This is a genomic window from Streptomyces sp. NPDC101152 (assembly GCF_044768275.1).
In the GTDB taxonomy this organism is placed as follows: Bacteria; Actinomycetota; Actinomycetes; order Streptomycetales; family Streptomycetaceae; genus Streptomyces.
The window spans coordinates 7799-30528 of the sequence record NZ_JBIWPO010000053.1 but is presented as its reverse complement, the minus strand read 5'-3'; the positions used below and the strand labels follow the sequence as shown (position 1 = coordinate 30528).

The following is a 22730-nucleotide window of genomic DNA, read 5'->3' as shown; positions in this document are numbered from 1 at the left end:
GTCGGCATCAATGTCAGTGCCCCGTGCGAGGCTCGCCACATCCGTACCCCCTCCGCCTGCGACCCGAGAGACCGATGGAACCGACCGAAGCGCCCCTGCCGCTCTTCGGCGAGGAGCCCGCCCGGCCCCTCGCTGACCGTCTGCGCCCCACCCGGCTGGAAGAGGTCGTCGGGCAGGACCACCTCCTGGCCCCAGACGCTCCGCTGGGCCGCATGGTCGATCGGCAGCGCCTCAGCTCCGCCGTCCTGTGGGGCCCGCCCGGCGTCGGGAAAACGACCATCGCCCGGCTCCTCGCGGACGCCGGCGACCTGGCCTTCGAACCGGTGTCGGCCACCTTCTCCGGCGTGGCCGACCTGCGCAAGGTCTTCGCCGCCGCACGAAGCCGGCGCGGCATCGGCCAGGGCACCCTGCTGTTCGTCGACGAGATCCACCGCTTCAACCGCGCCCAGCAGGACAGCTTCCTCCCCTACGTCGAGGACGGCACCGTCACCCTGATCGGCGCCACCACGGAGAACCCGAGCTTCGAACTCAACGGCGCCCTCCTCTCCCGCACCCAGGTCCTCGTCCTCAAACGCCTCGACGAAAGAGCGCTGTCCACGCTCCTCGACCGTGCCGAACAGCTCACCGGCCACCGTCTGCCCCTGGACGACAACGCCCGCCGCGCCCTGATCGCCATGGCGGACGGCGACGGCCGCTACCTCCTCAACATGGCCGAACAGCTCCAGGCCCTCCCGGACACCGCAACCACCCTGGACACCGCCGGGCTCGCCCATCACATCCAGCAGCGGGCCCCGCTGTACGACAAGACGCAGGAGGGCCACTACAACCTGATCTCCGCGCTGCACAAGTCGATGCGCGGCTCCGACCCGGACGCGGCCCTTTACTGGCTCTCCCGCATGCTCGACGGAGGCGAAGATCCGCTGTTCGTCGCCCGCCGTCTGATCCGCTTCGCGAACGAGGACATCGGCATGGCCGATCCGCACGCCGTTCAGCAGACCCTGGCCGCCTGGGATGTGTACGAGCGACTCGGCTCCCCCGAGGGCGAGTTGGCGATCGCCCAGGCCGTCATCTACCTCGCCACCGCCCCCAAGTCCATCGCCGTCTACCGCGGCTTCAACGCGGCGCACCGATCCGCCCGGCACACCGGCTCGCTCATGCCGCCCGCCCATATCCTCAACGCCCCGACCCGGCTGATGAAGGACCTCGGCTACGGCAAGGACTACCAGTACGACCCGGACACGGCCGACGGCTTCTCAGGTGACGACTACTTCCCCGACGACATGGACCGCGAGACGTACTACCAGCCCACCCGAAACGGCTACGAAGCCCAGATAAGCGAACGCCTGCGCCACTGGGCCACTCTGCGCGCCCGTCGGCAACGCGGCTGACGCGGACACGAGGGCCGGCCCAGCAGTCAGCACACGGCAGATGTCGTGCACCATACGTAGCAGCCACCTTGTGGGCGAATACTGCAACTCTCGAATACCGACACGCCACCAGTGGCATGTCGACACGGTGGACACGGAGATCGTGGCGATCGCGGGCTCCCCGGCCCGCCCCGCCTACCTCGTCGTCCGGCTCCCGGACGGCACCCTCGCCCAGACAGCGCAGCTGGACAGCAGGCAGTGCGCCGCCGTCGGCCGGGCGCTCGCGGACGGCGTCCGGGAGGCGCTGCCCGGCGGGGGCCACCGGGTGGTCACGCCGCTGCTCGCTGAGATCGAGGTGGGCACCACCCGGCACCGCACCGTGCGGTTCGTTCGTCTCCGCGAGGACCTGGGGCCGGCCGAGCCGGGGCCGTCCGGGTGAACAGGGCGGTGTCACCAGCGACCTGACCGGAGCCCGGACGCTACAAGGAGGGAGAACCGGCGCAGCAAGGAACGGGCGGAGGGCCGATGGCGACACGGCAGGACGAGCCGCGCCCGGGAATGGCGCCAGGCCGTGGACACGGCCGACCGTGTCCGTGTCCACGGCCCAGGCGTCCCCCGGGCGAGCTGCCGGGCTACCTCCAGGGCTGTGCTGCGATCGGCGAGGTGGTGCGGCTGCTGGCCGACCCCACCGTGCCCGGGGCAGTGACCGCGGTCCGCTCGGCCATGCGGCGCGCACTGCGGGTGATGCCGCAGTCCGGGCCTGACCAACTGTGCTACGAACAGCGCTGGCGCGGACGCCCATCGCTGCCGGCTGCTGGACCCCGGCGGTGTAGTGCCCTGCGTTGACAGGACCGCAGGGCTCGGGCGGCCCCGGCACTCTGCGCCCTGGGCCGGGGGCCGCCCCTCCACCTACGCCTGGTCGCAGTACATAGGTGCGCTGTATGAGGGGCGTCGGCCGATGAACCCTCCCATCAGCTTTCCGTGAGCTCAGAATCTGTGTGGCCAGGAGAACGAGTCAGGGACGCGAACGGCGGGCGGCCTGCGGGGTGTGACGACACCGAGGGCGTCTTCGGCGGCCCGCAAGGCCAGTTCGTGGGTGCCGCTGCCGAGGTGATGAGCAGCGCAGTTTCTGCAGTCGCCGGTTCCGGCGTGCCCGGGACCATCGCTGAGGCCGCGTACATGGGCGAAGGCGTGTTCGGGGAAGTCGGCCCGCACCGTGTGCCAGGTGCCGCTCTGCTCTTCTGCGGTGAGGCCCGCGGCCACTTCCGGGTGCATCGGCGCGTACACCTGACCGTCGTGCTCGCGGAGCATGAAGACGCGGTCGACGTAGTCGACGGTGTCCCCCCTTCGGCACCGGAAAGGGCGTGCAGACCCGGCGCGTGGAGCAGCCCTGTGCCCGCCAGTTGCGCGGCCTCACACCCCGCGCTGCTGCGTGCGCCGCCTGTGCCAGGACCGTTTGCGGCAGCGGAGAGAGCAGTACCTTGCCGAGGCGGGATGTTCGACGCCGGACGTCCACGACTTCCCGCACTCCGGACAACTGGACGTCCGGTCGGCCTTCACCGCCTCGGTCCTCGGAGGCCGACCTGGTGCGCGAGCGCACCATGCAGCGCACCGACTCCACCCACGTCCTGGCCGCGGTCCGTGACCTGACCCGGCTGGAGATGGTCACCGAAGCGGTCCGCGCCGCGCTGGAGGAAGTGGCCGGCACCGCCCCGCACCTGCTGGACGAGGTGGCCGACGAGGATTGGGGGCGCCGTTACGGCCGTCCGGTCCGCCTGGGGAAGAACCCCACCAAGCCCAAGACCAGGATTCTCGCCACCGGCGACGACGCCGTCCAGCTCCTGGAACACCTCTACCGGCACGGAGCGGACCGTGCGTCGGGCCCTCGTGTCCAAGCCCTGCGCCAGATCCTGGTGTAGAACTATCACCGCGACGCCGCGGGCCGCCTGCGCTGGCGCACCGCCGAGACCGAAGGCGGACCCGGGCTGCCGCCCTCGTCCCGGGCGATCGTCTCGCCCTACGACATCTCGGCACGCTATGCCCGTCACGGGCACATCATCAGCTGGAAGGGGTTCTCCGCCCATCTGACGGAGACGTGCGCTCCTGATGGCCCCAACGTGATCACGGACGTGGCCACCACCGCGTCCACCACCCATGACAGCAAGGTCCTGACTGGCATCCACGCCCGCCTGCACCGCCGTGGCCTGCTGCCCGCCGAGCACCTGATCGACAGCGGCTACACCTCACTGCCCCACCTTGCACAAGCCGCACATGACCACCAGGTCACCGTCTCCGGGCCGCTCCGGGGCAACCCCACCCGGCAACACCGCCGTGGTGAAGGCTTCGCCCGCGACGACTTCCACATCGACTACGACCGCCAGCAGGTCACCTGCCCCCAGGGGCAGGTCAGCCAGGGCTGGCACGGCCCCTACCCGACCTCCTCACCCACCGCGGCCCCGCTGATCGTGGCCCGGTTCACCAAGAGCCAGTGCCACCCCTGCCCGGCCCGCGCCCAGTGCACCACCTCCCGCGAAAGCCACCGCACCGTCGGCTTTCCCCCGCGAGAACTCCGCGACCTGCAACTCCGCGTCCGTGCCGAGCAACAGACACCTGAGTGGAAGGCCCGCTACGCGGTCCGCTCCGGAGTAGAGGGAACGGTCAACGAGTTCGCCCATGGACACGGCATGCGCCGCTGCCGCTACCGAGGCCAGGGCAAGGTACATCTCCAGCACGTCCTGACCGCCATCGCCATCAACATCGAGCGTCTCAGCGGTCTCCCACCGACCGAGGAAGCACCCCCTCCCCGTCGGCCGACCGCCTTACAGAACTACCTTGATCAGCGCGAGATCCCCCGGCCGAAGTCCTGGCGGACCCTGGGTACCTGACCTCAGCAACTCCAAGATCCCCGACACAGTCAAGCTCAGTAGCTGTTTCTGATCCCCGGTTCTCAGTAGCCTTGGACCCTAGGCTGGGCTGGTGTCCGAGGACGCCGGACGGGCCGGGGAGAGGAGCTGTCGGGCTTGTGGCGAACGGCTGAGGCCAGACGCCCGGCCTGGAGCCGTGTTCTGCTCGGCAGCGTGTCGTTCCAGGCAGTGGCGCAAGGAACAGCGACTGCGCAAGCGGCTGGCGGCCGTCCAGGGCGAGGCCGGCGCGGCGGAGTGCCCGGAGTGCGGGGCCCGGTGGGTCCCCGGCGTGGATCGCTGCTCGGACGCCCGCTACTGCTCACGGCGATGCGTCGTGAGGGCCTGGAGGCGGAGGAAGGAAGCGTTCGCGGACCGGTCACAGTGACCGCTGATCGAACGCATCGTGAGCCCAACTCCGTTCAGAACTCGGTCATTTGCGGTCGTTCGTTGTGAGCGGCGAGCTCGCGAGCCCGTCCCTCGCCCGGCACCCCGTGCAGCATGAAGTACACCGGGCCCGCAAAGGCGTCCGAGCCGGCCTCCCGCGCCCTGACCAGGCGGACGACGGCGGCCCGCAGGGCAACGTTCACCGCGTCGTCGACGACATGGCCCCGGGCCGGCGGTCAGCGCATCCGCCTTCACCGTCCACCGCTCACCCTCGCGCTCAATGCCCACGAACACGGCACCCTGCGCCTTCGCCGCCCGATAGGCAGCATCGAAGCGGTGGGTGGCATCCGGGATCAGATGGCCCGGGCAGGGGATGGGCAGCTGTTGCATAGCGGGCATGGTGCCAGGAACCGGTGTGATTCGTCGCAAGCGTCCCGCAGTGCGGACCAAGAGGACCGCCCTACATTCCGGCCTCCGGCAACGGCCGTTCTTCCAGCACCTCAAGGACCTCGACCTTGGCCGCGGGGACGATATGCGCTGCGGGGGATGTAGTGACTCGTGGTCCACCAGGCGTCCCTAGGCCTTTGCGCTGCTGCTCGCGGGTGGCGATGGAGTGGTGGTTGGCCGGTGGGGGCGGGTCAGTGGTGCCTTGCCGGTGCCAGGCGGAAGCTGACCGCGGCGGCCGCGAGGGCGACGGCGGCGGCGATGAGCAGGCTGGTGCGCATGCCGGTCAGGAAGCCAGCGGGTTGGGCGAGCAGGGCGCCGAAGACCGCGACGGCGAGTGCGCCGCCGACCTGGCGGCTGGTGTTGAACACGCCGCTGGCGACGCCAGCCTGGTGGGCGGGGACGGCGTTGAGCAGGACGGCGGTGACCGGCGGCATGACCAAGGGGCCGGCGAGGCCGACAAGGACCATGAGTGCGGCGATCTCCCACACGGGTGTGGAGGCGGGCAGTACGGCGAGCAGGACGAGTCCGGTGGCCATCAGGGCCAGGCCGCCGATGGCGAGGGTGCGGGTGCCGGCCCGTTCGGCGAGGCGTGCGCTGAAGGGGGTCAGGGCGGCGCCGATCAGCATCATGGGCAGGAACGCCGCGCCGGTGGCCAGCGCGGACAGGCCCCTGACCTGCTGGAGGTAGAGGCTGATGACGAACGGCAGACCGTAGTACCCGACGATGAACGCGAACCCGATGACGACGGCGACGCTCACCGTGCGGGAGCGGAACAGCTCTAGCGGCATCATCGGGTGGCGGCCGCGGGCCTGGGTGGCGAGGAACGCGGCGAGTGCGGCGGCGGCGAGCGCGAACGCTGTGATCACTCGCGGTGCGGTGAAGCCGGCGCTGCCGGCCTCGATCGCCCCGTAGGTCAGGGCGCCCATCGCGATCACTGCGGTGGCCTGCCCGGCCCAGTCGAGGGGGACGCGCCGGTGGGGCGAGCGGGGGGTTCGGGCGAGCAGGAGTAGGGCGGCCACGGCGACGGGCAGGTTGATGAAGAAGATCCACCGCCAGGACAGCTGTGTGAGCAGTCCGCCGAGTACGGGGCCGGAGGAGGACGCCACCGCCCCGCCCATCGCCCAGATCGCCACCGCCCGCGCTCGGCTCCGCGCATCGGGGTAGGCGTGGCCGATCAGTGCCATGGAGGCTGGCATCATCACCGCGGCCGCCGCCCCTTGGACGAAGCGGGCGGCGACCAGCGCCCCGATGGCGGGGGCGAGGCCGCAGGCGGCCGATGCGGCGGCGAACACCGCCAGGCCCGCGGCCAGTGCGCGGCGGGCGCCGATGCGGTCGGCCAGGGAGCCGGCGGACAGCAGCAGCGCGGCGAACATCAGGGTGTAGCCGTCCACCACCCACTGCAGGCCGGTGATGCCGCCGCCGACTTCGTGCCGGATGGAGGGCAGGGCGACGTTGACGACGACGGCGTCGAAGGTGATGACGAAGAAGCCGAGCACCGCGGCCGCCAGCGCCGCCCGGGCGGCGCCGCTTGGCCGGGCCGGCGCGGCAGTGGCGGCGTGCGGGCGGGTGAGCGCGGTGCGGTGCATGGCGGCGGGTCCTCGTATCGGGATGGGGCAGGGTTCAGCAGCGTCTTGACGGCGCGGCGCGCGATCTGGCCCGGTGCTCGCGGCCGGGCCGGGCCGGCGTGAGGTGGCGCCGGTCTGGCGTCACTTTCCGCTGTAGACGGGGAAGGCGCTGTGCTCGCCGTAGTCCACGTCGCGCAGGTCCCGCAGGACGTCCATGTCGTCGCTGGAGATCTCGAAGTCGACTTCGGCGTTGGAGCGCATGTGCTCGGGGTTCGCCGTCTTGGGCAGCGACACCGTGCCCAGTTGCAGGGTGTAGCGGATGCACAGCTGGGGGACGGACACGCCGTACTTCTGTGCCATCGCCTGGACTTCGGCGTTCTTCAGGATCGCGCCGTGGGCGATCGGCGAGTACGCCTCGACCAGGATCTGCTTGCTCTCGCAGTAGGCCAGCAGGTCGGAGGGGGTGTTGCCGGCGTGCACGAGCAGCTGGTTCACGTGCGGGGCGACGCTCGCGCCGCGCAGGATGTTCTCCAGGTCGTGCTGCTGGAAGTTGGAGACGCCGATGGACCGGATCTTGCCGGCGCGGTGGGCGTCCTCCAGGGCACGCCACGCCTCGCGGTTGCCCTGGGCGTAGTCGCCGCCGCGGAAGTCGTCCCACGGCTGCGGGCTGTGGACCAGCATCAGGTCGACGCGGTCCAGGCCCAGTGCGGCCAGGGAGCCGTCGATCGCGGTGAGCGCCTGGTCGTAGTCCTTGATCTCGGCGGCGAGTTTGGTCGAGACGAACAGCTCGTCCCGGGGTACGGCGGCGGTGCGCACGCCGTCGCCGACGCCGCGCTCGTTGCCGTACGCCTGGGCGGTGTCGATGTTGCGGTAGCCGATCTCCACGGCTGCGCGGACCGCGTCGGCCGCCTTGTCGTCGTCGATGAACCAGGTGCCGAGCCCCAGCTTGGGGATCTCGACTCCGTTGGACAGTGTGTAGGTCTCGTCCAGGAGGGTCATGCGTTCGCTCCGTTCTTCGGCAGCTTGCCGTACACCTCGTCGGTGACGGGCTCGAGCCATTCGTTGCTGACGTTCTCGCCCGGCGTGATGAAGGCGACGTGGGAGAACCACGAGTCGGCCTTCGCGCCGTGCCAGTGCTTCGTGCCCGCCGGGACGCGGATGACCGTTCCCGGCTCCATGCTGACGGGCTCTTCGCCCTCGGTCTGGTACCAGCCGCTGCCCGCCGTGCACAGCAGGATCTGGTCACCGCCGCCGCCCGTGCCGTGGTGGATGTGCCAGTTGTTGCGGCAGCCCGGCTCGAAGGAGACGTTGCTGACGGGCACAATCCCCGAAGCGAGCGGGGCCAGGTAGCTCTGGCCGATGAAGTACGGCGCGAAGGCGTCGTTCTTCTCCCCGAGGGGGAAGATCTGGTCGAATCCGTTGTCAGTCATCTGTCGATCTGCTTCTTCTCGGGAGGTGGGGGTGGGCTGGTTGCCGACAGGTGTCAGCGGCTGGTAGACGCCGAGACCTGCTCTTCGCCCGGTGCGTGGGCGGGAGCGGTGCGCTGGGCGACGATCCGGGGACTGCGCCGGGCGCCGGTGAGGGCCAGCGCGGTGAGCGGCAGGAGGGTGAGGGTGGCGCAGACCGTGCCGACCAGGGCCGGGCCGGTCAGGCCCAGGGAGCTGTTCAGCGCGGTTCCGGCGAGCGCGGAGCCGGCGGCGATGCCGGTGTTGTAGGCGGACGTGGTCAGCGCCGAGGTCAGGGTGGGGGCGTGGCCGGCGAAGCGGACGGCGAGGGTGGTGACCACGGGGTTGACGGTGAACCCGGCCAGGGCCATGAGGAAGACCAGGGCGACGGTGGCCACGGGCCCGGTGGACAGCGGGATCAGCGCAAGCAGGGCCAGGGCGGTCACGGCGGCGGCGGTGAGGGTGGTGGCCATCGGGCGGCGGTCGCCGAGCCGGCCGCCGATCGCTGTGCCGCCCAGCGCGCCGAGCCCGAAGACGATCAGGACCAGCGGCACGGCTGCGGCCGGGATGCCGGCGCGGTCGGTCAGCAGCGGCGTGAGGTAGGTGTAGGTGGCCAGGACCCCGCCCATGATCAGCACGGCGGCGGCCAGCGCCAGCCAGAGCCGGCCCTGGCGCAGGGCCCGGACCTCGGCCCGCACCGACACCGCGGCCTGCTGCTGCGTGCGCGGGATGAACCGGCCGACGAACACGGCCGCCAGGGCGGCGAGGACGGCGAGGGCCCAGAAGGGTCCGCGCCAGCCGGTGTACTGGCCGACGAAGGAGCCGACCGGCACGCCGACGACGTTGGCCAGGGTCAGGCCGCCCATCATGACGCCCACGGCGCGGGTGGCGCGGGCGGGTCCGGCGGCGGCGGTGACGATGACGAAGCCGACGGCCCAGAACGCGCCGGTGGCCAGCGCGGTGATCACCCGGGCGGCCAGGATGACGGTGAAGGAGGAGCTGAGCACGGCGAGGACATGCCCGAAGGCGAAGACCGTCAGGGCGGCGACGAGGGTCAGGCGGCGGGGTAGGCGCAGGGTGGCCATGGCCATTGTGGGCCCGCCGACGATCATCCCGACGGCGAACGCGGTGATCAGCAGTCCGGCGTGGGAGACGCTGGTGTGGAGGTCGTCGGCGATCTGCGGGAGGAGCCCGGCGATGACGAACTCGGTGGTGCCCATAAGGAACGTGCCGGCGGCGAGCACCCAGACGACGAACGGCAGCTTGCCCTCGCGGGTGCCGGCGGCGGAGGCCATAAAAGGTCCTTCTCTTTCTGTCGGGGTCCCGGGGCGCCCGGGTCAGGAGGCGGGTTCGATGGTGGTCAGGCGCAAGATCCCGTCGTGATGACCGGGCGAAAAGCACCACGTCACCCAGGTAACCCGCTCTTCGCGCGGGGAGCGAGACACCATCAAGGGGTGTACTGCCAGTACATCCCTATGGACGCGGGCGGGACGTACCGTCGAAGGCGTGGACAACCAAGCAGAGGTCCGCGAGTTCCTGACCTCGCGGCGAGCCAAGATCAGCCCCGAGCAGGCGGGCCTGCCCTCCGGGAGCCGCCGGCGGGTACCGGGCCTGCGTCGCAGCGAGGTCGCCGCGCTCGCCGATGTCAGCGTGGAGTACTACGCCAAGCTGGAACGCGGCAACCTCGCCGGCGCCTCACCGGCCGTCCTCGAAGCTGTCGCGCGCGCCCTCCGGCTCGACGACGCCGAACGCGCCCACCTGCTGAACCTGGCGCAGGCCGCCGACGGCTCTGCCGCCCTCACCCGCCACCGGCGCCGCGCCGCGCAGTGGAAGGCCCACCGCAGCCTGCAGTGGGTCCTGGACGCCGTCACCGCCGGCCCGGCCTTCGTCCGCAACGGCCGCATGGACCTGCTCGCCGCCAACCAGCTCGCCCGCGCCTTCTATGACGACGTCTATGCCACGCCCGGCAATCAGGCGAACCTGGCCCGCTTCCAGTTCCTCGACCCTGCTTCCCGCCGCTTCTACCCCGACTGGGACCAGGCCGCCGATGTCGCCGTGTCCATCCTGCGCACTGAAGCCGGCCGCAACCCCCACGACAAGGGCCTCCACGACCTCGTCGGCGAGCTGTCCACCCGCAGCGACGAGTTCCGCACCCGCTGGAGCGCCCACAACGTCCGCCACCACGGCACCGGCACCAAACGCTTCCACCATCACACAGTCGGTGACCTCACCCTCGCCTACGAGGGCCTGGAGATGGCCGCCGCGCCGGGTCTCACCCTCACCATCTACACCGCCGAACCCGGCTCGGTCGACGAGGAGGGCCTGCGCCTGCTCGCCTCCTGGGCCGCCACTCAGAACGTCGGCTCGCCCGCGGAGCAGGGCGCCGACTGAGACCGTCACCTGGTGCGGCGGCACCCGGGCGGGTGCCGCCGCTCGGTGTTGACGCCGGGTCAGGGCCGCCGCCGGCGGGCGAGGTCGGGAACGAGGAACTGGGCGGCCACATGCCGCTCCAGGGCGGCGTTGGTCTCCTTGAGCTTGCTGTTCTCGATCTCCAGGACGTGGACGATCCAGGCCAGGAGCTGCGCCTGCCCGCGCAGGTCGTCGCGTTCGCCGCGAAGGCGGGCCAGGTCCTGCTGCTTGGCCGCGCGGGCCCGCGCGGAGGCGGGCCGTTCGCCACCTCCTACCCGTACCCGAAGGCCGACCAAGGGGGTGCGGCCGCATGAGCGCCGTATCCCGCACCGGCGGTGAGGATGTCGAGCTGGTCATCAACTGGGGCCTGGGCGTCGACAGCACCGCGTACTTGGTGAAGATGCTGGAGGACCCGGCTGCCCACGGAGTCGATCTGGCCCGCACCATGGTGTTGCACGAGCTCACCGGGAGCGAGTGGCCGGCCACCCGTGCCCACGCCGCTCAGTACGTGCTGCCGCTTCTGCGCGAGCACCAGGTTCGGCTCGTTCAAGTTTCCCGGGCCAGCCGCTCGTTGGAGATCGCGGTCATGGACGACTCCCGCCAGCCCGAGCGGATCGTCACACGTGGCCCTTGGGCGCTGGAGGACGAGTACGAGAGCAACGGCACCGTTCCCTAGGGCGGCATCCGGCTCTGCAGCCTGCACGCCAAGGGCGAGGTGGGTGATGCGCTCATTGCCGAGGAGATTGGCGACCGGCCGTTCAGGCAGGTGATGGGGTTCAACGCCGACGAGGTCGGCCGCAGCCTCCGGGACGGGGCCGCGAGCAAGAACCCCCTGCGTCAGGGCGTGTATCCCTTGATCGAATGGGGGTGGGGGCGCTCAGGCGGGCTGAACATCAGCGCCGACGGCGCCGGTAAGGAGGCCGACCGGTTGTTCTTGGTGCGTCAGCCGTTGCGCTCGGTGCCGATCAGGGTGAGGGCGTCCTGGATCCCTTGTTCGAGGAGCTGGTCGGAGAGTTGCCGGTCGGCGAGGGCGCGGGAAAGCTGAAGTGTTCCAGCGAGCTGGGCGATGATGCCGAGTGCTTTCGCGCGCGCCGAGGGCGGGTCGCGGGGCGCCAGGCGGGTGGCGATCTCGTCCGCGAGGAGCAGTATGCCGTCGGTGTATGCCTGCTTGGTGGTGCCCGTGGTGCGCCCGATCTCGTCGAGGAGGGCAGCGGAGGGGCAACCGTCGTCGGGGGCGTCGCGGTGCCAGGGCGAAAGGTATTCGCGCACGATCTGCTCCAGGCCCGCGCGGCCGGGTGCCGCCTGCTCGCAGATGTTCTTGTGCTGGGTGCGCAGCTGGTCGGCAATCGTGGTGGCGACAAGGTCGTCCTTGGACGCGAAGTGTGCGTAGAAAGCGCCGTTGGTCAGGCCCGCATCGGCCATGAGTGTGGAGATGCCGGAGCCGTCGATGCCGTCCCGCTTGAACCGGCGGCCGGCGGTCTCGATGATCCGCTGCTTCGTCGCCTGCTTGTGGTCTTTCGCGTAGCGCACCATACGTTTCCCCGCTCGCTCACCAGGAGAGTCACTGGCCCGTCGGCTCTCACTCCATTGACTTACGACCGCATTTTAATGCGTCTCGCGGTCAGCCCCGGCCGTATCACCCCGCGCAGATAGTGGATCTTCCAGCCCCACACTCGGGCGACGATGCCACGCGGCAGTTCAGCACCTCGTCAGGCGTTTTCGTCCGGTGCCGGTGTCGCATGGTCGGCCGGGCTGGAGCGGAGCATGGCCCTATAGAGGGCTTCGTGGTCGGGTGAGGGGGGCAGGGGGCCGCGGGCTGGTGCCTCGCAGGACTGGATGAGCATGGCGACGATGCGTCGCCATGACTCGGGGGCGGCGTGGCCGGTGGCGTTGACGACTCCTGCGTTGGCCATGTGGATCAGGACCAGGTCCGAGGGGTCGAAGTCCTCGCGTAGCCGGCCCGTGGCCTTGGCACGGTTGATGAGCTCCACCATGGCCACGTACGCCTCGTTGCGGCGCTGCTCGAGGGCTTTGGCGGTGGGGAAGGTCGTGGTCAGGACGTCGGCGAAGCCGTAGTCGGCGGCCTGCATCGCGCAGGCGGCCTCGATGTAGCCGGTGAAGGCCTCCCACGGGTCGGGGTTGTCCAGTGCCGTGGCGACCGCCTCGAAGTAGGCGTCCATACGGTCAGCGAACACGGCCGCGACCAGGTCCGCCTTGGCGGGGAAGTGGCGCAGCAGCGTGGCGATCCCCACGCCCGCCTCACGGGCCACGGAGGCCATGGAGGCATCCAGGCCGTCACGCGCGTAGACCCTGCGCGCGGCGGCGATGATCCGCTCACGGTTGCGCGCGGCATCGCTGCGCAACGGCCTGTCAACGGGCGGATCAGGGTGGGGGACGCGAGGGCTCATACCCACCACCCTAGCAACTGGAGCCCCCTATCCGATTCTGTGTTACGGTGGCCTCGCAAGAAATCGGAGAGACCTATCCGTTTGTTAAATGGATTGGCCTATCCATTTTTTGCGAGGGATCTCGTGCTCCTGTGTGGACACCGGCGGCGCGGAGCTCCCCTTCACATCCCCACCCATGCATGACGGAAGGATCGCTGTGACCAGCATCGCCATCGTCGGAGCCGGCCCTCAGCTGGGCCTGGCCATCGCCCGCACCTTCGGCTCGAAGGGTTTCGACGTCGCCCTGGTGTCCCGGAACCGCGCCAAGCTCGAGGGCCTCGTCGAGCAGCTCACGGCGGACGGCATCACCGCCGCCGCGTTCCCCGCGGACGTACTCGACCGCGACGCCCTCACCCAGGCACTCAAGGATGCCGCCACACAGTTCGGCGGCATCGACGTCCTCGAGTACTCCCCGGTCGGGGGCCTCCAGACCGTCATGACCGACCCGGTCGTGACCGAGCCGGCCGACGTGCAGCACGAGATGGAGTTTCAGCTCTACGGAGCGATCGCCGCCACCCGTGCGGTGCTGCCCGCCATGCGCGAAGCCGAAGCGGGCACCCTGCTCTACACCACCGGTGCCGGATCCATCGACCCCGTGCCGCAGATCGCCAACGTCAACGCCGCCGCCGCGGCCCTGCGCAACTGGGTCATCAACCTCCACAAGGAGCTGGAAGGCACCGGCGTCCAGGCCGCCCACGTCGCCATCGACGTGTCCATCGGTGTGCCGGCGTTCCCCGGATTCCCGACAGCCCAGCCCGAGCAGATCTCCCCCGTCTACTGGGACCTGCACACCACCAAGCGCGACCAGGCCGAACTCGTCTTCAGCCTCTGACCCGCCCGGCTCTCGCCCCCCTGGCGCGGCTCAGCCAACCCTCACCGGGCAGGTGAACACGGGTTGGCTACTTATCCACCAGCGACATGTGGTGCTCGTTGTAGCGGTCTCCCTTGACCCCGATCCGTCCTGCGAGCTCGTTGAGATCCGACAGTTCGTCCGCGGAGAGCGGGAGGCGTGTGGCGCCGGCGTTCTCCTCGATGCGCGTGGTGCGGCGGGTTCCGGGGATCGGGACGATCGACGGATGCTGGGCGAGCAGCCAGGCGAGGGCCACCTGCCCCGGTGTGGCGCCCTTGGTCGTCGCGAGGGCCCCGATGTGTTCGACGAGTGCCTGGTTCGCCGCCCGGTTCTCGGCCGTGAACCGGGGAATGGTGGTGCGTACGTCATTGGCGGCGAACGGCGTCGAGGCGTCCACCGCCCCGGTCAGGAACCCCTTGCCGAGGGGGCTGAAAGGTACGAGTCCGATGCCGAGCGCCGTGCACGTCGGCAGGACCTCCGGCTCGGGGTCCCGGGTCCACAGCGAGTACTCGCTCTGCACCGCCGTCACGGGGTGGACGGCGTGGGCGCGCCGGATGGTCTGAGCGCCGGCCTCAGAGAGTCCGAAGCAGCGGACCTTGCCCTCCTGCACGAGCTCGCCCACCGTGCCGGCGACGTCCTCGATGGGCACGTTCGGGTCGACGCGGTGCTGGTAGAACAGGTCGAGCCGCTCGACCCCGAGCCGTTTGAGCGAGGCGTTCGCGACGGAACGGATCTGCTCGGGGCGGCTGTTCAGCCCGATGGACGCCCCGTTCTCGATGCGGAAGCCGAACTTGGTGGCGATGACCACCTGGTCGCGGACCGGGGCCAGGGCCTCTCCGACGAGTTCTTCGTTGACGTAGGGGCCGTACACCTCCGCTGTGTCGAAGAACGTGACGCCCAGATCCACGGCGCCCCGCAGGACGCCGATCATGTCGCTGCGGTCGCCGGGGTTGGGGCCGTAACTCTGGGACATGCCCATGGCGCCGAGGCCGATGGCGGAGACCTGTAGGTCGCGTCCGAGAGTGCGCGTGTGCATGCTTCCTCCTTGGGGGTGTGTCACCGTGGCGGGACCTGCGGGAACAGGCGCAGGGCGTTGGCCGTGGTGAGTGAGCGCCACGTGGTGCCTTCGGCCGGTGGGGCGGCCGTGTCGATCGCCGCGATGTGGGCGTCGGCAAGCGGCGCGGGCGTCCAGCAGTAGTCACTGCCGTACAGCACGCGGTCGGGGTCGACGAGGTTCAGCAGTGCGGGAACCTGGCGCGGGAAGGCCGTACCCGCCATGTCGTAGTACAGGGAGCGCAGTTGCTGCACGGCGTCGCGCGGGGGCGCATCTTGTGACGGTACGAAGAGGTGCATGAACTCGTCGATGCGGTCGGCCAGGACGGGGATCGCGCCACCGCAGTGCGGGACGATCACCCGCAGGTTGGGGTGGCGGGTCAGGACGCCCGCCATCACCAGGTCCGTGACGGTGCGGGCGGTGTCGAAGATGTACTCGACCATCGGGCGCGGTCTGCCGAGGGCGGACTGCTCCCAGCACACCGGGGAGGTGGGGTGCAGGAAGACCACGGCCTTCCGGCGGTTCAGCTCCGCGAAGACCGGTTCGAGGCGTGCGTCGCCCAGGTACATGCCGTGGGTGTGGGTCAGCAACGCCACACCGTCCGCGGCCAGTTGGTCGTAGGCGAAGGCGATCTCCTCCAACGCGCCGTCCACGTCCGGCAGCGGCAGCGACACGAAGGTGCCGAAGCGGCCGCGGTGGTCGCGTGCCAGTTCGGCGGTGTACTCGTTGACGCGCCGGGCCAGGAGGCGGGCCGCCTTGTCGTCGCCGAAGTGCACGCCGGGCGAGGACAGGGAGAGCATCGCGGTCTCGATGCCGTTGCGGTCCATCAGCTTCAGGTGGTCGGGTACGGACCACGACGGCCAGCCGCCCATGCCGTCGGGGTGGGCGTGGCCGGCCGCGGTCGCCTGCTCGACATAGAAGTCGGGCAGGTGGTGGGCGTGGACGTCGATGAGGCCGGTGGTCATGGTGACGCGCTTCCTTCTCGGGGGCTTGGGACGTGGCGGCCGGGGGGCTGCTGCGCCTACTCCACCTGCTCGCCTCCGGCCAGCCGGACCTCTTCGTTGTCCAGGGCTGCCTGGAGTCGGCGGAGCACGGTGTCGTCGATTTGCGCCTCGTCCCTCAGGCGGACCACGGTCGCGCGTTTGGTGGCGATGAGGGCGAGGCGGAGGTCGGTGTAGTGGCGGTTGTGGAGCAGTGCGGGATCGTCGTCGGTGCCCGCGCCCCGTGCCCGTACGGTCGCCAGGTTGGCCTCGTACTCCTGGCGCAGCCACTCCGCGACCTTGGGGGTGGTGCCCAGTTCGGCCGAGAGCCGGGGGAGCGCCTTGATGGCTTCCTCGGCGGCTGTGGTCTCGGCGAGGATCTGCTCGTCGTCGACGGAGGTGTCGCGGGGCAGCTTGGCCCAGCGCACCACGCCGGGCAGCAGCAGCCCCTGCACGACGAGGGTCACCACGATGACGCCGGAGGTGACGAAGACGATGAAGGCGCGGTCCGGGAAGGGCGCTCCGGAGTCGAGGGTCTCGGGCACCGACAGGGCCACGGCCAGGGACACCGCGCCACGGAACCCCGCCAGCCCGCTGACGACACGGGCCCGGTCGCTCATTCTCCGCAGCCGCTGTTCGGGACGGCGGTCGATCGTGCGGATCAGGTAGGCGGAGGAGAACAGGAAGGCGAACCGGACCGCGACGAGGACCGCGCTGACGGCCCCGATCGCGATGAGGGCGTCCGCGAGGTCGGACCGGCTCAAGTGGTACAGCGCGTACTGCAGTTCCACTCCCACCAGGACGAACAGCGCGCCGTTGATGATGAACGTGGCCAGCGGCCAGAATGCCAGTGCCTGGCGGCGGTGCTCGGCCCGGATGAGGCTGGGCGCCACCTGGGCCATGATCAGGCCGCTGACCACGATCGCGAGGACGCCCGAGGCGTGGATCAACTCGGCCAGCAGATACGCCGTGAACGGGGCGAGAATCATGACGAGGTTGCCGAGCAGGGGATCGTCCAGCCGACGCCGCAGGTTCATGTTGACCCAGGCGACCGCGACACCGACCGCGGCCCCGCCGCCGTACGCCAACAGGAACAGCGCGCCCACATGCGGAAGGGTGAGGTGTTCCTCGCCCACGGTGATGCCGACCGCCAGGCCGTAAATCACCAGCGCGGTGCCGTCGTTGACGAGGCTTTCCGCACGCAGGACGGTGATCTGACGGCGCGGCAGGGAACCGGCCAGGGCGCTCACGGCCGTGGCGTCGGTCGGTGCCACGGCCGCGCCCAGGGCCCAGGCCGGTCCCCACGGCAGCCCGAGCGCGTGCCCGGCGACCGCCACCGCCCCCGCGGTGAGGATCACCAGCACCGTGCTGAGCAGGACGATGCCGCGCAGGTTCGTCCGGATCTCCCGCATCGATGTGGTCAGGCTCTCCCAGTACAGCAGTACCGGAAGGAAGAGCAACAGCACGACGTCGGGAGGGAGTTGGGTCTGGCGGACGGCCGGGACGAGGCCGATGAGGGCACCCAGGACCAAGAGCACGACGGGCGGGGCGACGCGGAAGCGCTGTCCCAGGAAGTTCCCCGCCAGCACCGCCGCACCCAGGACGACGACGAGTTCGAGACCGAGCATGACTTACTCCGGTGCGGGGCCGGCCGGCGGTGACGGCTCAGCGGGTCGGGCGGGGATCTTCCTGGTCATCTGGGCAGCAGCCGCAGCGTCGTGGCACGCGCGGCCACCATGGGATCGACATACGCGCCGCCGAAACGGCCGTACTTGCTCCGGTACGCCGTGTCGAGGCGGTCGTTGGTCTCGGGGTCCGGCACCTCGGCGAGCGTGACGTCCTTGTCGACCCCGCCCGAGCGGACGTGGCCCGCGTGGGTCGCGACAGCGGTGCGCCACCAGCCGCCCCGCTCACCGCGGAAGGAACGGACGTACAGGTCGTCGCCGTCGCGGACGACCCAGATCGGCACCGGCGCGCGCAGCGTGCCGTCACGTCGGACCGGGGCCATCTCCAGTTCGTCGGCCCCGGCGATGCGGTCGAGTTCGTCGCCTGTCCAGGTCGTCATCGGGTGTTCCTGTCCTCGTGATCCGGTGGGGAAGACGCCGTCGTCAGGCGGGAGCGGCGGTGCGGGGCTCACCGAGGTGGGCGCGAGTGATGCCGAGTGAGTCCTCGAAGACGCGGTAGTCGGTGATCAGGCCGTCCGTGACGGTGAAACGCATGATCATCTCGCTTTCGAGCACCTGCCCGGAGGGATGGAACCGGGAGGAGTACCGGCCAGGCACCAGGACTCGTGCGTCGGCCTCCGTCAGGGTCCCCAGTTCGAATGCGAGCGGCTCGACGGCCGTGAAGAACGCGTTGAGGGACTGCCGGATCCCTTCTGGTCCGCTGCGGGTCCCGGCCCAGGGCGTCAGAGCCGGATCGCCCGGGATCGTCCAGGTCGCGTCGGCCGCGAAGTGGGAGAGGGTCCGCTCCATGTCGCGCGCGCCGAAGGCATCCAAGTACGCCTCGACGGTGATGATCGCCCGGCTGGTCATGGCTGTCGGTCCTGCTGCGCCGGTCACGGACGCAGCAGCGTCTTGATGGCGCGGCGCTCGTCCATGGCTTTGTAGCCCTCGGCGGCCTCGTCCAGAGAGAGAGTGAGGTCGAAGACCTTGCCCGGGTTGATACGGCCGTCGAAGACCCGGTCGATCAGGTCGGGAAGGTAGGCGCGCACGGGGGCGGGGCCACCGCGCAGGCCGACGTGGGAGAAGAAGAGCTCCTGGCCGTCGATCTGCGTACCGTGCGGGAAGCCGACGAAGCCGACGTTGCCACCGGGACGCGCGGACTGGAGACCCTGGTGCATCGACTCCTGTGTGCCGACGCACTCGAGGACCGAGTCGGCGCCGATGCCGTTCGTCAGTTCCTTGACGCGGGCTACGCCTTCCTCGCCGCGCTCGGTGACGATGTCGGTGGCGCCGAACTCCAGGGCCAGCTTCTGCCGGGAATCGTGCCGGCTCATGGCGATGATCCGCTCGGCGCCGAGTTCCTTCGCGGCGATGACGCCGGACAGGCCGACCGCGCCGTCACCGACGACCACGGCCGTCGAACCGGGCCTGACCTCGGCGGCCCTGGCCGCGTACCAGCCCGTGCCCATGACATCGGACAGGGTCAGCAGGCTCGGGATCAGCTCCTCGTCCGGCTGCTCCGGGGTGGCGACCAGGGTGCCGTCGGCGAGAGGGATGCGGACGTACTCGGCCTGGGCGCCGTTGACCCACTGCGCGTGCTGGCAGGAGGTCTGGTAGCCGGCCTGACAGATCGGGCAGACGTTGTCGGAGGCCACGAAGGAACCGATGACGAACTGTCCCGGCCGGACGGTCGAGACCTCGCTGCCGACCTCCTCGACGACGCCGACGTACTCGTGGCCGATCGGCTGCGGTTCGGCGACCGGCAGGACGCCCCGGTAGCTCCACAGGTCGGAGCCGCACACGCAGGTGGCGACGGTGCGGATGACCGCGTCGGTCGGTGCCGTGATCGTCGGCTCGGGGGCGTTCTCCACCCGGATGTCACCCGGCGCGTGAATGATGGTTGCTCGCATGGTGCCTTACCAGCTCTCTTCGCGTGTGTCGTGCCGTCAGGGGCGGGCGCGCTCCTCAGGCGTCAGCCCGACTGCTCCGCCTTCTCCACGATCTCCTTGAGCTGCGTCATCGCGGTCATGGCGTTGGGCCATCCGGCGTAGAAGGCCAGATGGGTGATGACCTCGATCAGTTCGTCCTTGGTGACACCGTTCTCCAGGGCCTTGCCGAGGTGGAAGCCGAGCTGGTCGGCCCGGTACAGGGAGGCCAGAGCGGTGACGGTGACGAGGCTGCGATCGCGCGGGGACAGGCCCGGCCGCTCCCAGATGTCGCCGAAGAGGACGGTGTCGGTCACCTCCGCGAGCTTGGGGGCGAACTCCTGGATGGCCGGCGGGGCGAACTTCTTCCGTTCGGACATGAGGTGGTGCTCCTGCGTGGATTCGAGTGGGGGGACTGTGCGGGGCACCGGTGAAATTCCGGTCTGGATTCCAGTGGACGCTCGTCATCCCGGCAGCCCGACATGCCACCGACTTTGACACTTCCCCGGAGACCCGCAAAGGGGAGAATTCCCTCCGGGGAACTCTCTATCCAGGGGAGAAATCCTTACCCCCCTCCCGGCGCCCGAGCGATGCCACACTGGCGCTATGACCGGCGACGCGCATCCGAATGAGCTGGGAGAATTCCTCAAGGCGCGCAGGGCCGAGCTGACCCCGCGCACTCTCGGTCTGCCCGACACCCACAACCGACGTGTGCCCGGCCTGCGCAGGGAGGAGGTCGCCCTGCTCGCCTCCATCAGCACCGACTACTACACGCGGGTGGAGCAGGGCCGCGTCCAGCCGTCCGCGTCCGTGCTGGCCACGCTCGCCCGCATTCTGCACCTGTCCGACCATCAGCGGGACGACCTGTTCGAGCTGGCCGGCCGGCCATCAGCACTACACCGCCGGCCGGCCACGCAGAGACCCCACCCGCAGTTGCGCCGTCTGCTCGACGATCTCACCGCGAGTCCCGGCGTGGTGATCGGTCGCCGCATGGACATCCTGGCGTGGAACCCGCTCGCCGTCGCCCTGTTCACCGATTTCGCGAAGGTCCCGGAAGGCAGGCGGAACTGCGTCCGCATCCTCTTCACCGATCCTGCCATGCGGACGCTCTACGCGGACTGGCGGGCCGTCGCCCGTGCCTGCGTGTCCCTTCTGCGCGGTGAGGCCGCCGAGCACCCGGGGGATCCGCTGTTGATGAGCCTGGTCGGCGAACTCTCCGTGAAGGACAGCGACTTCGGTCAGTGGTGGGGAAGCCGCCGCGAGCCGTCGCGCAGGCCGGGCGTCAAGAGGCTCAACCATCCCCTCGTCGGCGAACTCGTCCTGGGCCGGGACACCCTCGTCTGCGGCAGCGATCCCGATCAGAAACTCGTCGTCTGGACGGCGGAGCCGGGCACGCCGTCGTACGACGGACTGCGCGCCCTCGCCTCGCAGGCCACCGGTCGGCCCGGCGGGCTCACGGCCGGCCGTGCCGTCTAGACCGGGGAGGGAAACCTCCCCCTCACATCTCGGCTGAACACTGTGACACTCGCTGCTATGTACACCAAAGGTCATGTGACTGAACTGGGAGAATTCCTCAAGGTGTGCCGGGCCCAACTCAGCCCGCGGACCGTCGGTCTGCCCGAGTCCGGGGCGCCCCGGCGGGTGCCCGGCCTGCGCCGGGAGGAGGTCGCCCACCTCGCGGGCATCAGCACCCACGCCTACACGCGGCTGGAACAGGGGCGCGCCCCCGTGCCGAGGACGGTGCTCGCCACCCTCGCCCGCGTCCTGCACCTCGACGACGCCCAGCGGGACCACCTGTTCGAGCTGGCCGCGGCGGGCGCCCGCGAACCGCGCCGTCGACCGGTGCAGAAGGTTCACTCGCAGCTCAGACGCATCCTGGACGAGCTGTCCACGACCCCTGCACTCGTCCTCGGCCGGCGCCTCGACATCCTCGGCTGGAATCCTCTGGCGGCCGCTCTGCTCACCGACTTCGACAACGTGCCCGCCAAGAGGCGCAACTACGCGCGGCTGATGTTCACCGACCCCGCCTTCCGAGAGCTCTGCCTCGACTGGAGGACCAACGCCCGCACCTGCGTCGCCCATCTGCGCATGGAGGCAGCCCGATACCCTGGCGACCCCGGACTGATCGCACTCGTCGGCGAGTTGTCCGTCGCCGACGCCGACTTCCGGCAGTGGTGGGCGGGCCGCCAGATGACTGGCCTGCGGATGGGCACCAAGAGGGTGCGCCACCCGATCGTCGGCGACCTCACCCTCGACTGGGACAGCCTGACCTGCGCCGCCGACCCCACGCAGAAGCTGTTGATCGCGACCGCCGCTCCCGGTGCCCCGTCCCACGACGGCCTTCTGTTCCTGGCATCGTGGACCGCGGAACGGGACGAGCCCGCACAGGATGCGGCAGTCTGAGGTCTCGGAGCCCAGGTGGCTCGCCGCGGGGACAGGTGCTGCTTGGGCCCGCCCGCAAGGGCGTATGCCCCGGGGGGCCGCGGTTCCGTCGGGAACGACCGCATGTCCAGCTGCCCCGGGACCGCGCCCGTCGCGCAGGGCGCCGCGCGTCTCATTCGCCTGCAACGCCGCGCCCCCACTCGGTCATCGGACCCGCGGTCAGTGCAGTTGCGCGAGGTCTATGGCGTTCGCCATCGCCTGGTCGCCCAGGGAGTTCGGGTGCAGGTGGTCTCCGCTGTCGTAGGCGGCGCGGAGCTTCAGCGGGTCGGAGGGGTCGGCGACGGTCTTGGCGAAGTCGACGGTGCCGTCGAAGGCGTGACTGGTGAGGATCCAGTGGTTGACCTTCCGGCGGATCGCGTCACCGGCGGCGGTGTAGTAGGGGCCGCCCTTGGTGTTTGTGTAGGCGGCGCCCTTGTAGGAGAGGAGGGTGCCGCCGTAGATGCGGACGTGGGCGGCGTGCGCCTTGGCGATCAGGGTGCGGTAGCCGTCGATCAGGTTTTGGGCGGTGAGTGGCCTGCCGTCGGGGCCGGCGTTGTTGCCGATGTCGTTGATGCCTTCGAGCAGGATCACGCTGCGGACCCGGGGTTTGCCGAGGGCGTCGTGGGCGAAGCGGTCCAGTCCGCTGATGCCGAGTTCGGGCTGGTCGGCCGGTGCGTCGGTGAGGACCCGGTTGCCGCTGATGCACGCGTTCACGACGCCCACGCGACTGCCGCCCGGCTGCGCGGCGCGGCGTCAAGGACTGGGCGACCGACCCGGAGCAGGCAGCACGCCTGTGGGAGCTGTCGGCGGAGCTGACGAGTGTGAACGCGTTCGCCGCATAGCCCGCGGGTGCGGCCGGATGTCTTCCG

At 70.3% G+C, this 22730-nt stretch carries 26 protein-coding genes; 9 read left to right on the top strand and 17 right to left on the bottom strand.

Going from position 1 to position 22730, the window contains the following annotated elements; translation table 11 throughout:
• Positions 1-74: 74 nt before the first annotated feature.
• A complete protein-coding gene (locus ACIRVK_RS38375; RefSeq protein ID WP_404255576.1) occupies positions 75-1388 on the top strand; it encodes a replication-associated recombination protein A in 1314 nt (437 codons plus the stop codon).
• A gap of 127 nt (positions 1389-1515) precedes the next feature.
• Positions 1516-1806: a hypothetical protein gene (locus ACIRVK_RS38370; protein WP_404255574.1), complete on the top strand. Its 291-nt coding sequence runs from the start codon at positions 1516-1518 to the stop codon at positions 1804-1806.
• Between the two features lie 548 nt (positions 1807-2354).
• Here ACIRVK_RS38370 and ACIRVK_RS38365 read toward each other — a convergent pair.
• Entirely contained in the window at positions 2355-2678 is a 324-nt protein-coding gene (locus tag ACIRVK_RS38365) for a hypothetical protein (protein ID WP_404255572.1), read from the bottom strand.
• A gap of 275 nt (positions 2679-2953) precedes the next feature.
• Here ACIRVK_RS38365 and ACIRVK_RS38360 point away from each other — a divergent pair, with 275 nt between their 5' ends.
• Both ACIRVK_RS38360 and ACIRVK_RS38355 read left to right on the top strand, forming a co-directional pair.
• Positions 2954-3286: a hypothetical protein gene (locus ACIRVK_RS38360; protein WP_404255570.1), complete on the top strand. Its 333-nt coding sequence runs from the start codon at positions 2954-2956 to the stop codon at positions 3284-3286.
• Positions 3287-3484: 198 nt separating this feature from the next.
• Complete coding sequence (locus ACIRVK_RS38355) at positions 3485-4252, top strand: transposase (RefSeq protein WP_404255568.1); 768 nt, start codon at positions 3485-3487, stop codon at positions 4250-4252.
• Between the two features lie 437 nt (positions 4253-4689).
• Here the strand turns inward: ACIRVK_RS38355 and ACIRVK_RS38350 are convergent, their stop codons facing one another.
• From ACIRVK_RS38350 to ACIRVK_RS38330, 5 genes are all read right to left on the bottom strand, one after another.
• Entirely contained in the window at positions 4690-4857 is a 168-nt protein-coding gene (locus ACIRVK_RS38350; protein ID WP_404255566.1) for a hypothetical protein, read from the bottom strand.
• Between the two features lie 435 nt (positions 4858-5292).
• Entirely contained in the window at positions 5293-6687 is a 1395-nt protein-coding gene (locus ACIRVK_RS38345) for an MFS transporter (RefSeq protein ID WP_404255564.1), read from the bottom strand.
• A gap of 120 nt (positions 6688-6807) precedes the next feature.
• Positions 6808-7665: an aldo/keto reductase gene (locus ACIRVK_RS38340; protein WP_404255562.1), complete on the bottom strand. Its 858-nt coding sequence runs from the start codon at positions 7663-7665 to the stop codon at positions 6808-6810.
• Positions 7662-8096: a cupin domain-containing protein gene (locus ACIRVK_RS38335; RefSeq protein ID WP_404255560.1), complete on the bottom strand. Its 435-nt coding sequence runs from the start codon at positions 8094-8096 to the stop codon at positions 7662-7664. The genes ACIRVK_RS38340 and ACIRVK_RS38335 overlap by 4 nt, the downstream gene beginning before the upstream one ends.
• Positions 8097-8149: 53 nt before the next feature.
• Positions 8150-9406: an MFS transporter gene (locus tag ACIRVK_RS38330; RefSeq protein ID WP_404255558.1), complete on the bottom strand. Its 1257-nt coding sequence runs from the start codon at positions 9404-9406 to the stop codon at positions 8150-8152.
• 211 nt (positions 9407-9617) lie between these two features.
• On the opposite strand from ACIRVK_RS38330, the gene ACIRVK_RS38325 reads away from it, so the two are divergent.
• Entirely contained in the window at positions 9618-10502 is an 885-nt protein-coding gene (locus ACIRVK_RS38325; protein WP_404255556.1) for a helix-turn-helix transcriptional regulator, read from the top strand.
• A gap of 59 nt (positions 10503-10561) precedes the next feature.
• Here ACIRVK_RS38325 and ACIRVK_RS38320 read toward each other — a convergent pair whose 3' ends face one another.
• Positions 10562-10816 (bottom strand): hypothetical protein, encoded by a 255-nt coding sequence (locus tag ACIRVK_RS38320; RefSeq protein WP_404255554.1) that lies wholly within the window; start codon positions 10814-10816, stop codon positions 10562-10564.
• A gap of 14 nt (positions 10817-10830) precedes the next feature.
• Here ACIRVK_RS38320 and ACIRVK_RS38315 point away from each other — a divergent pair, with 14 nt between their 5' ends.
• The gene (locus ACIRVK_RS38315; protein ID WP_404255552.1) at positions 10831-11196 is read left to right on the top strand and encodes a hypothetical protein; all 366 of its coding nucleotides are present in this window, start codon (positions 10831-10833) and stop codon (positions 11194-11196) included.
• A gap of 266 nt (positions 11197-11462) precedes the next feature.
• Here the strand turns inward: ACIRVK_RS38315 and ACIRVK_RS38310 are convergent, their stop codons facing one another.
• Positions 11463-12053 (bottom strand): TetR/AcrR family transcriptional regulator, encoded by a 591-nt coding sequence (locus ACIRVK_RS38310; RefSeq protein ID WP_404255550.1) that lies wholly within the window; start codon positions 12051-12053, stop codon positions 11463-11465.
• A 176-nt stretch (positions 12054-12229) separates the two neighbouring features.
• On the bottom strand, positions 12230-12928 hold the full coding sequence (locus tag ACIRVK_RS38305; protein WP_404255548.1) for a TetR/AcrR family transcriptional regulator: 699 nt from the start codon (positions 12926-12928) through the stop codon (positions 12230-12232).
• A gap of 196 nt (positions 12929-13124) precedes the next feature.
• Between ACIRVK_RS38305 and ACIRVK_RS38300 the strand changes: the two genes are divergently transcribed.
• Entirely contained in the window at positions 13125-13799 is a 675-nt protein-coding gene (locus ACIRVK_RS38300; protein ID WP_404255546.1) for an SDR family NAD(P)-dependent oxidoreductase, read from the top strand.
• A gap of 67 nt (positions 13800-13866) precedes the next feature.
• Here the strand turns inward: ACIRVK_RS38300 and ACIRVK_RS38295 are convergent, their stop codons facing one another.
• The 7 genes from ACIRVK_RS38295 to ACIRVK_RS38265 all read right to left on the bottom strand — a co-directional run bounded on the left by ACIRVK_RS38295 (position 13867) and on the right by ACIRVK_RS38265 (position 19820).
• Entirely contained in the window at positions 13867-14853 is a 987-nt protein-coding gene (locus ACIRVK_RS38295) for an aldo/keto reductase (RefSeq protein ID WP_404255544.1), read from the bottom strand.
• A 20-nt stretch (positions 14854-14873) separates the two neighbouring features.
• Positions 14874-15836 carry an amidohydrolase family protein gene (locus tag ACIRVK_RS38290; RefSeq protein ID WP_404255542.1) on the bottom strand — a complete coding sequence of 321 codons (963 nt, stop codon included), beginning with the start codon at positions 15834-15836 and terminating at the stop codon, positions 14874-14876.
• 56 nt (positions 15837-15892) lie between these two features.
• Complete coding sequence (locus ACIRVK_RS38285; protein WP_404255540.1) at positions 15893-17479, bottom strand: Na+/H+ antiporter; 1587 nt, start codon at positions 17477-17479, stop codon at positions 15893-15895.
• Between the two features lie 65 nt (positions 17480-17544).
• Complete coding sequence (locus tag ACIRVK_RS38280; RefSeq protein WP_360514899.1) at positions 17545-17916, bottom strand: DUF2255 family protein; 372 nt, start codon at positions 17914-17916, stop codon at positions 17545-17547.
• A gap of 43 nt (positions 17917-17959) precedes the next feature.
• Positions 17960-18385 (bottom strand): nuclear transport factor 2 family protein, encoded by a 426-nt coding sequence (locus ACIRVK_RS38275; protein ID WP_404255538.1) that lies wholly within the window; start codon positions 18383-18385, stop codon positions 17960-17962.
• Positions 18386-18408: 23 nt separating this feature from the next.
• Positions 18409-19425, bottom strand: coding sequence for a zinc-dependent alcohol dehydrogenase family protein (locus ACIRVK_RS38270; RefSeq protein WP_404255536.1), 1017 nt, complete (start codon positions 19423-19425; stop codon positions 18409-18411).
• 62 nt (positions 19426-19487) lie between these two features.
• Positions 19488-19820, bottom strand: a complete 333-nt coding sequence (locus tag ACIRVK_RS38265; protein ID WP_404255534.1) for a carboxymuconolactone decarboxylase family protein — start codon at positions 19818-19820, stop codon at positions 19488-19490.
• Between the two features lie 226 nt (positions 19821-20046).
• Here ACIRVK_RS38265 and ACIRVK_RS38260 point away from each other — a divergent pair, with 226 nt between their 5' ends.
• On the top strand, positions 20047-20916 hold the full coding sequence (locus ACIRVK_RS38260) for a helix-turn-helix domain-containing protein (protein WP_404255532.1): 870 nt from the start codon (positions 20047-20049) through the stop codon (positions 20914-20916).
• Positions 20917-20973: 57 nt separating this feature from the next.
• Positions 20974-21843, top strand: a complete 870-nt coding sequence (locus ACIRVK_RS38255; protein WP_404255530.1) for a helix-turn-helix transcriptional regulator — start codon at positions 20974-20976, stop codon at positions 21841-21843.
• A gap of 198 nt (positions 21844-22041) precedes the next feature.
• On the opposite strand, the gene ACIRVK_RS38250 is transcribed toward ACIRVK_RS38255, so the two are convergent.
• The gene (locus ACIRVK_RS38250; protein WP_404255528.1) at positions 22042-22575 is read right to left on the bottom strand and encodes a GDSL-type esterase/lipase family protein; all 534 of its coding nucleotides are present in this window, start codon (positions 22573-22575) and stop codon (positions 22042-22044) included.
• Positions 22576-22730: the final 155 nt, after the last annotated feature.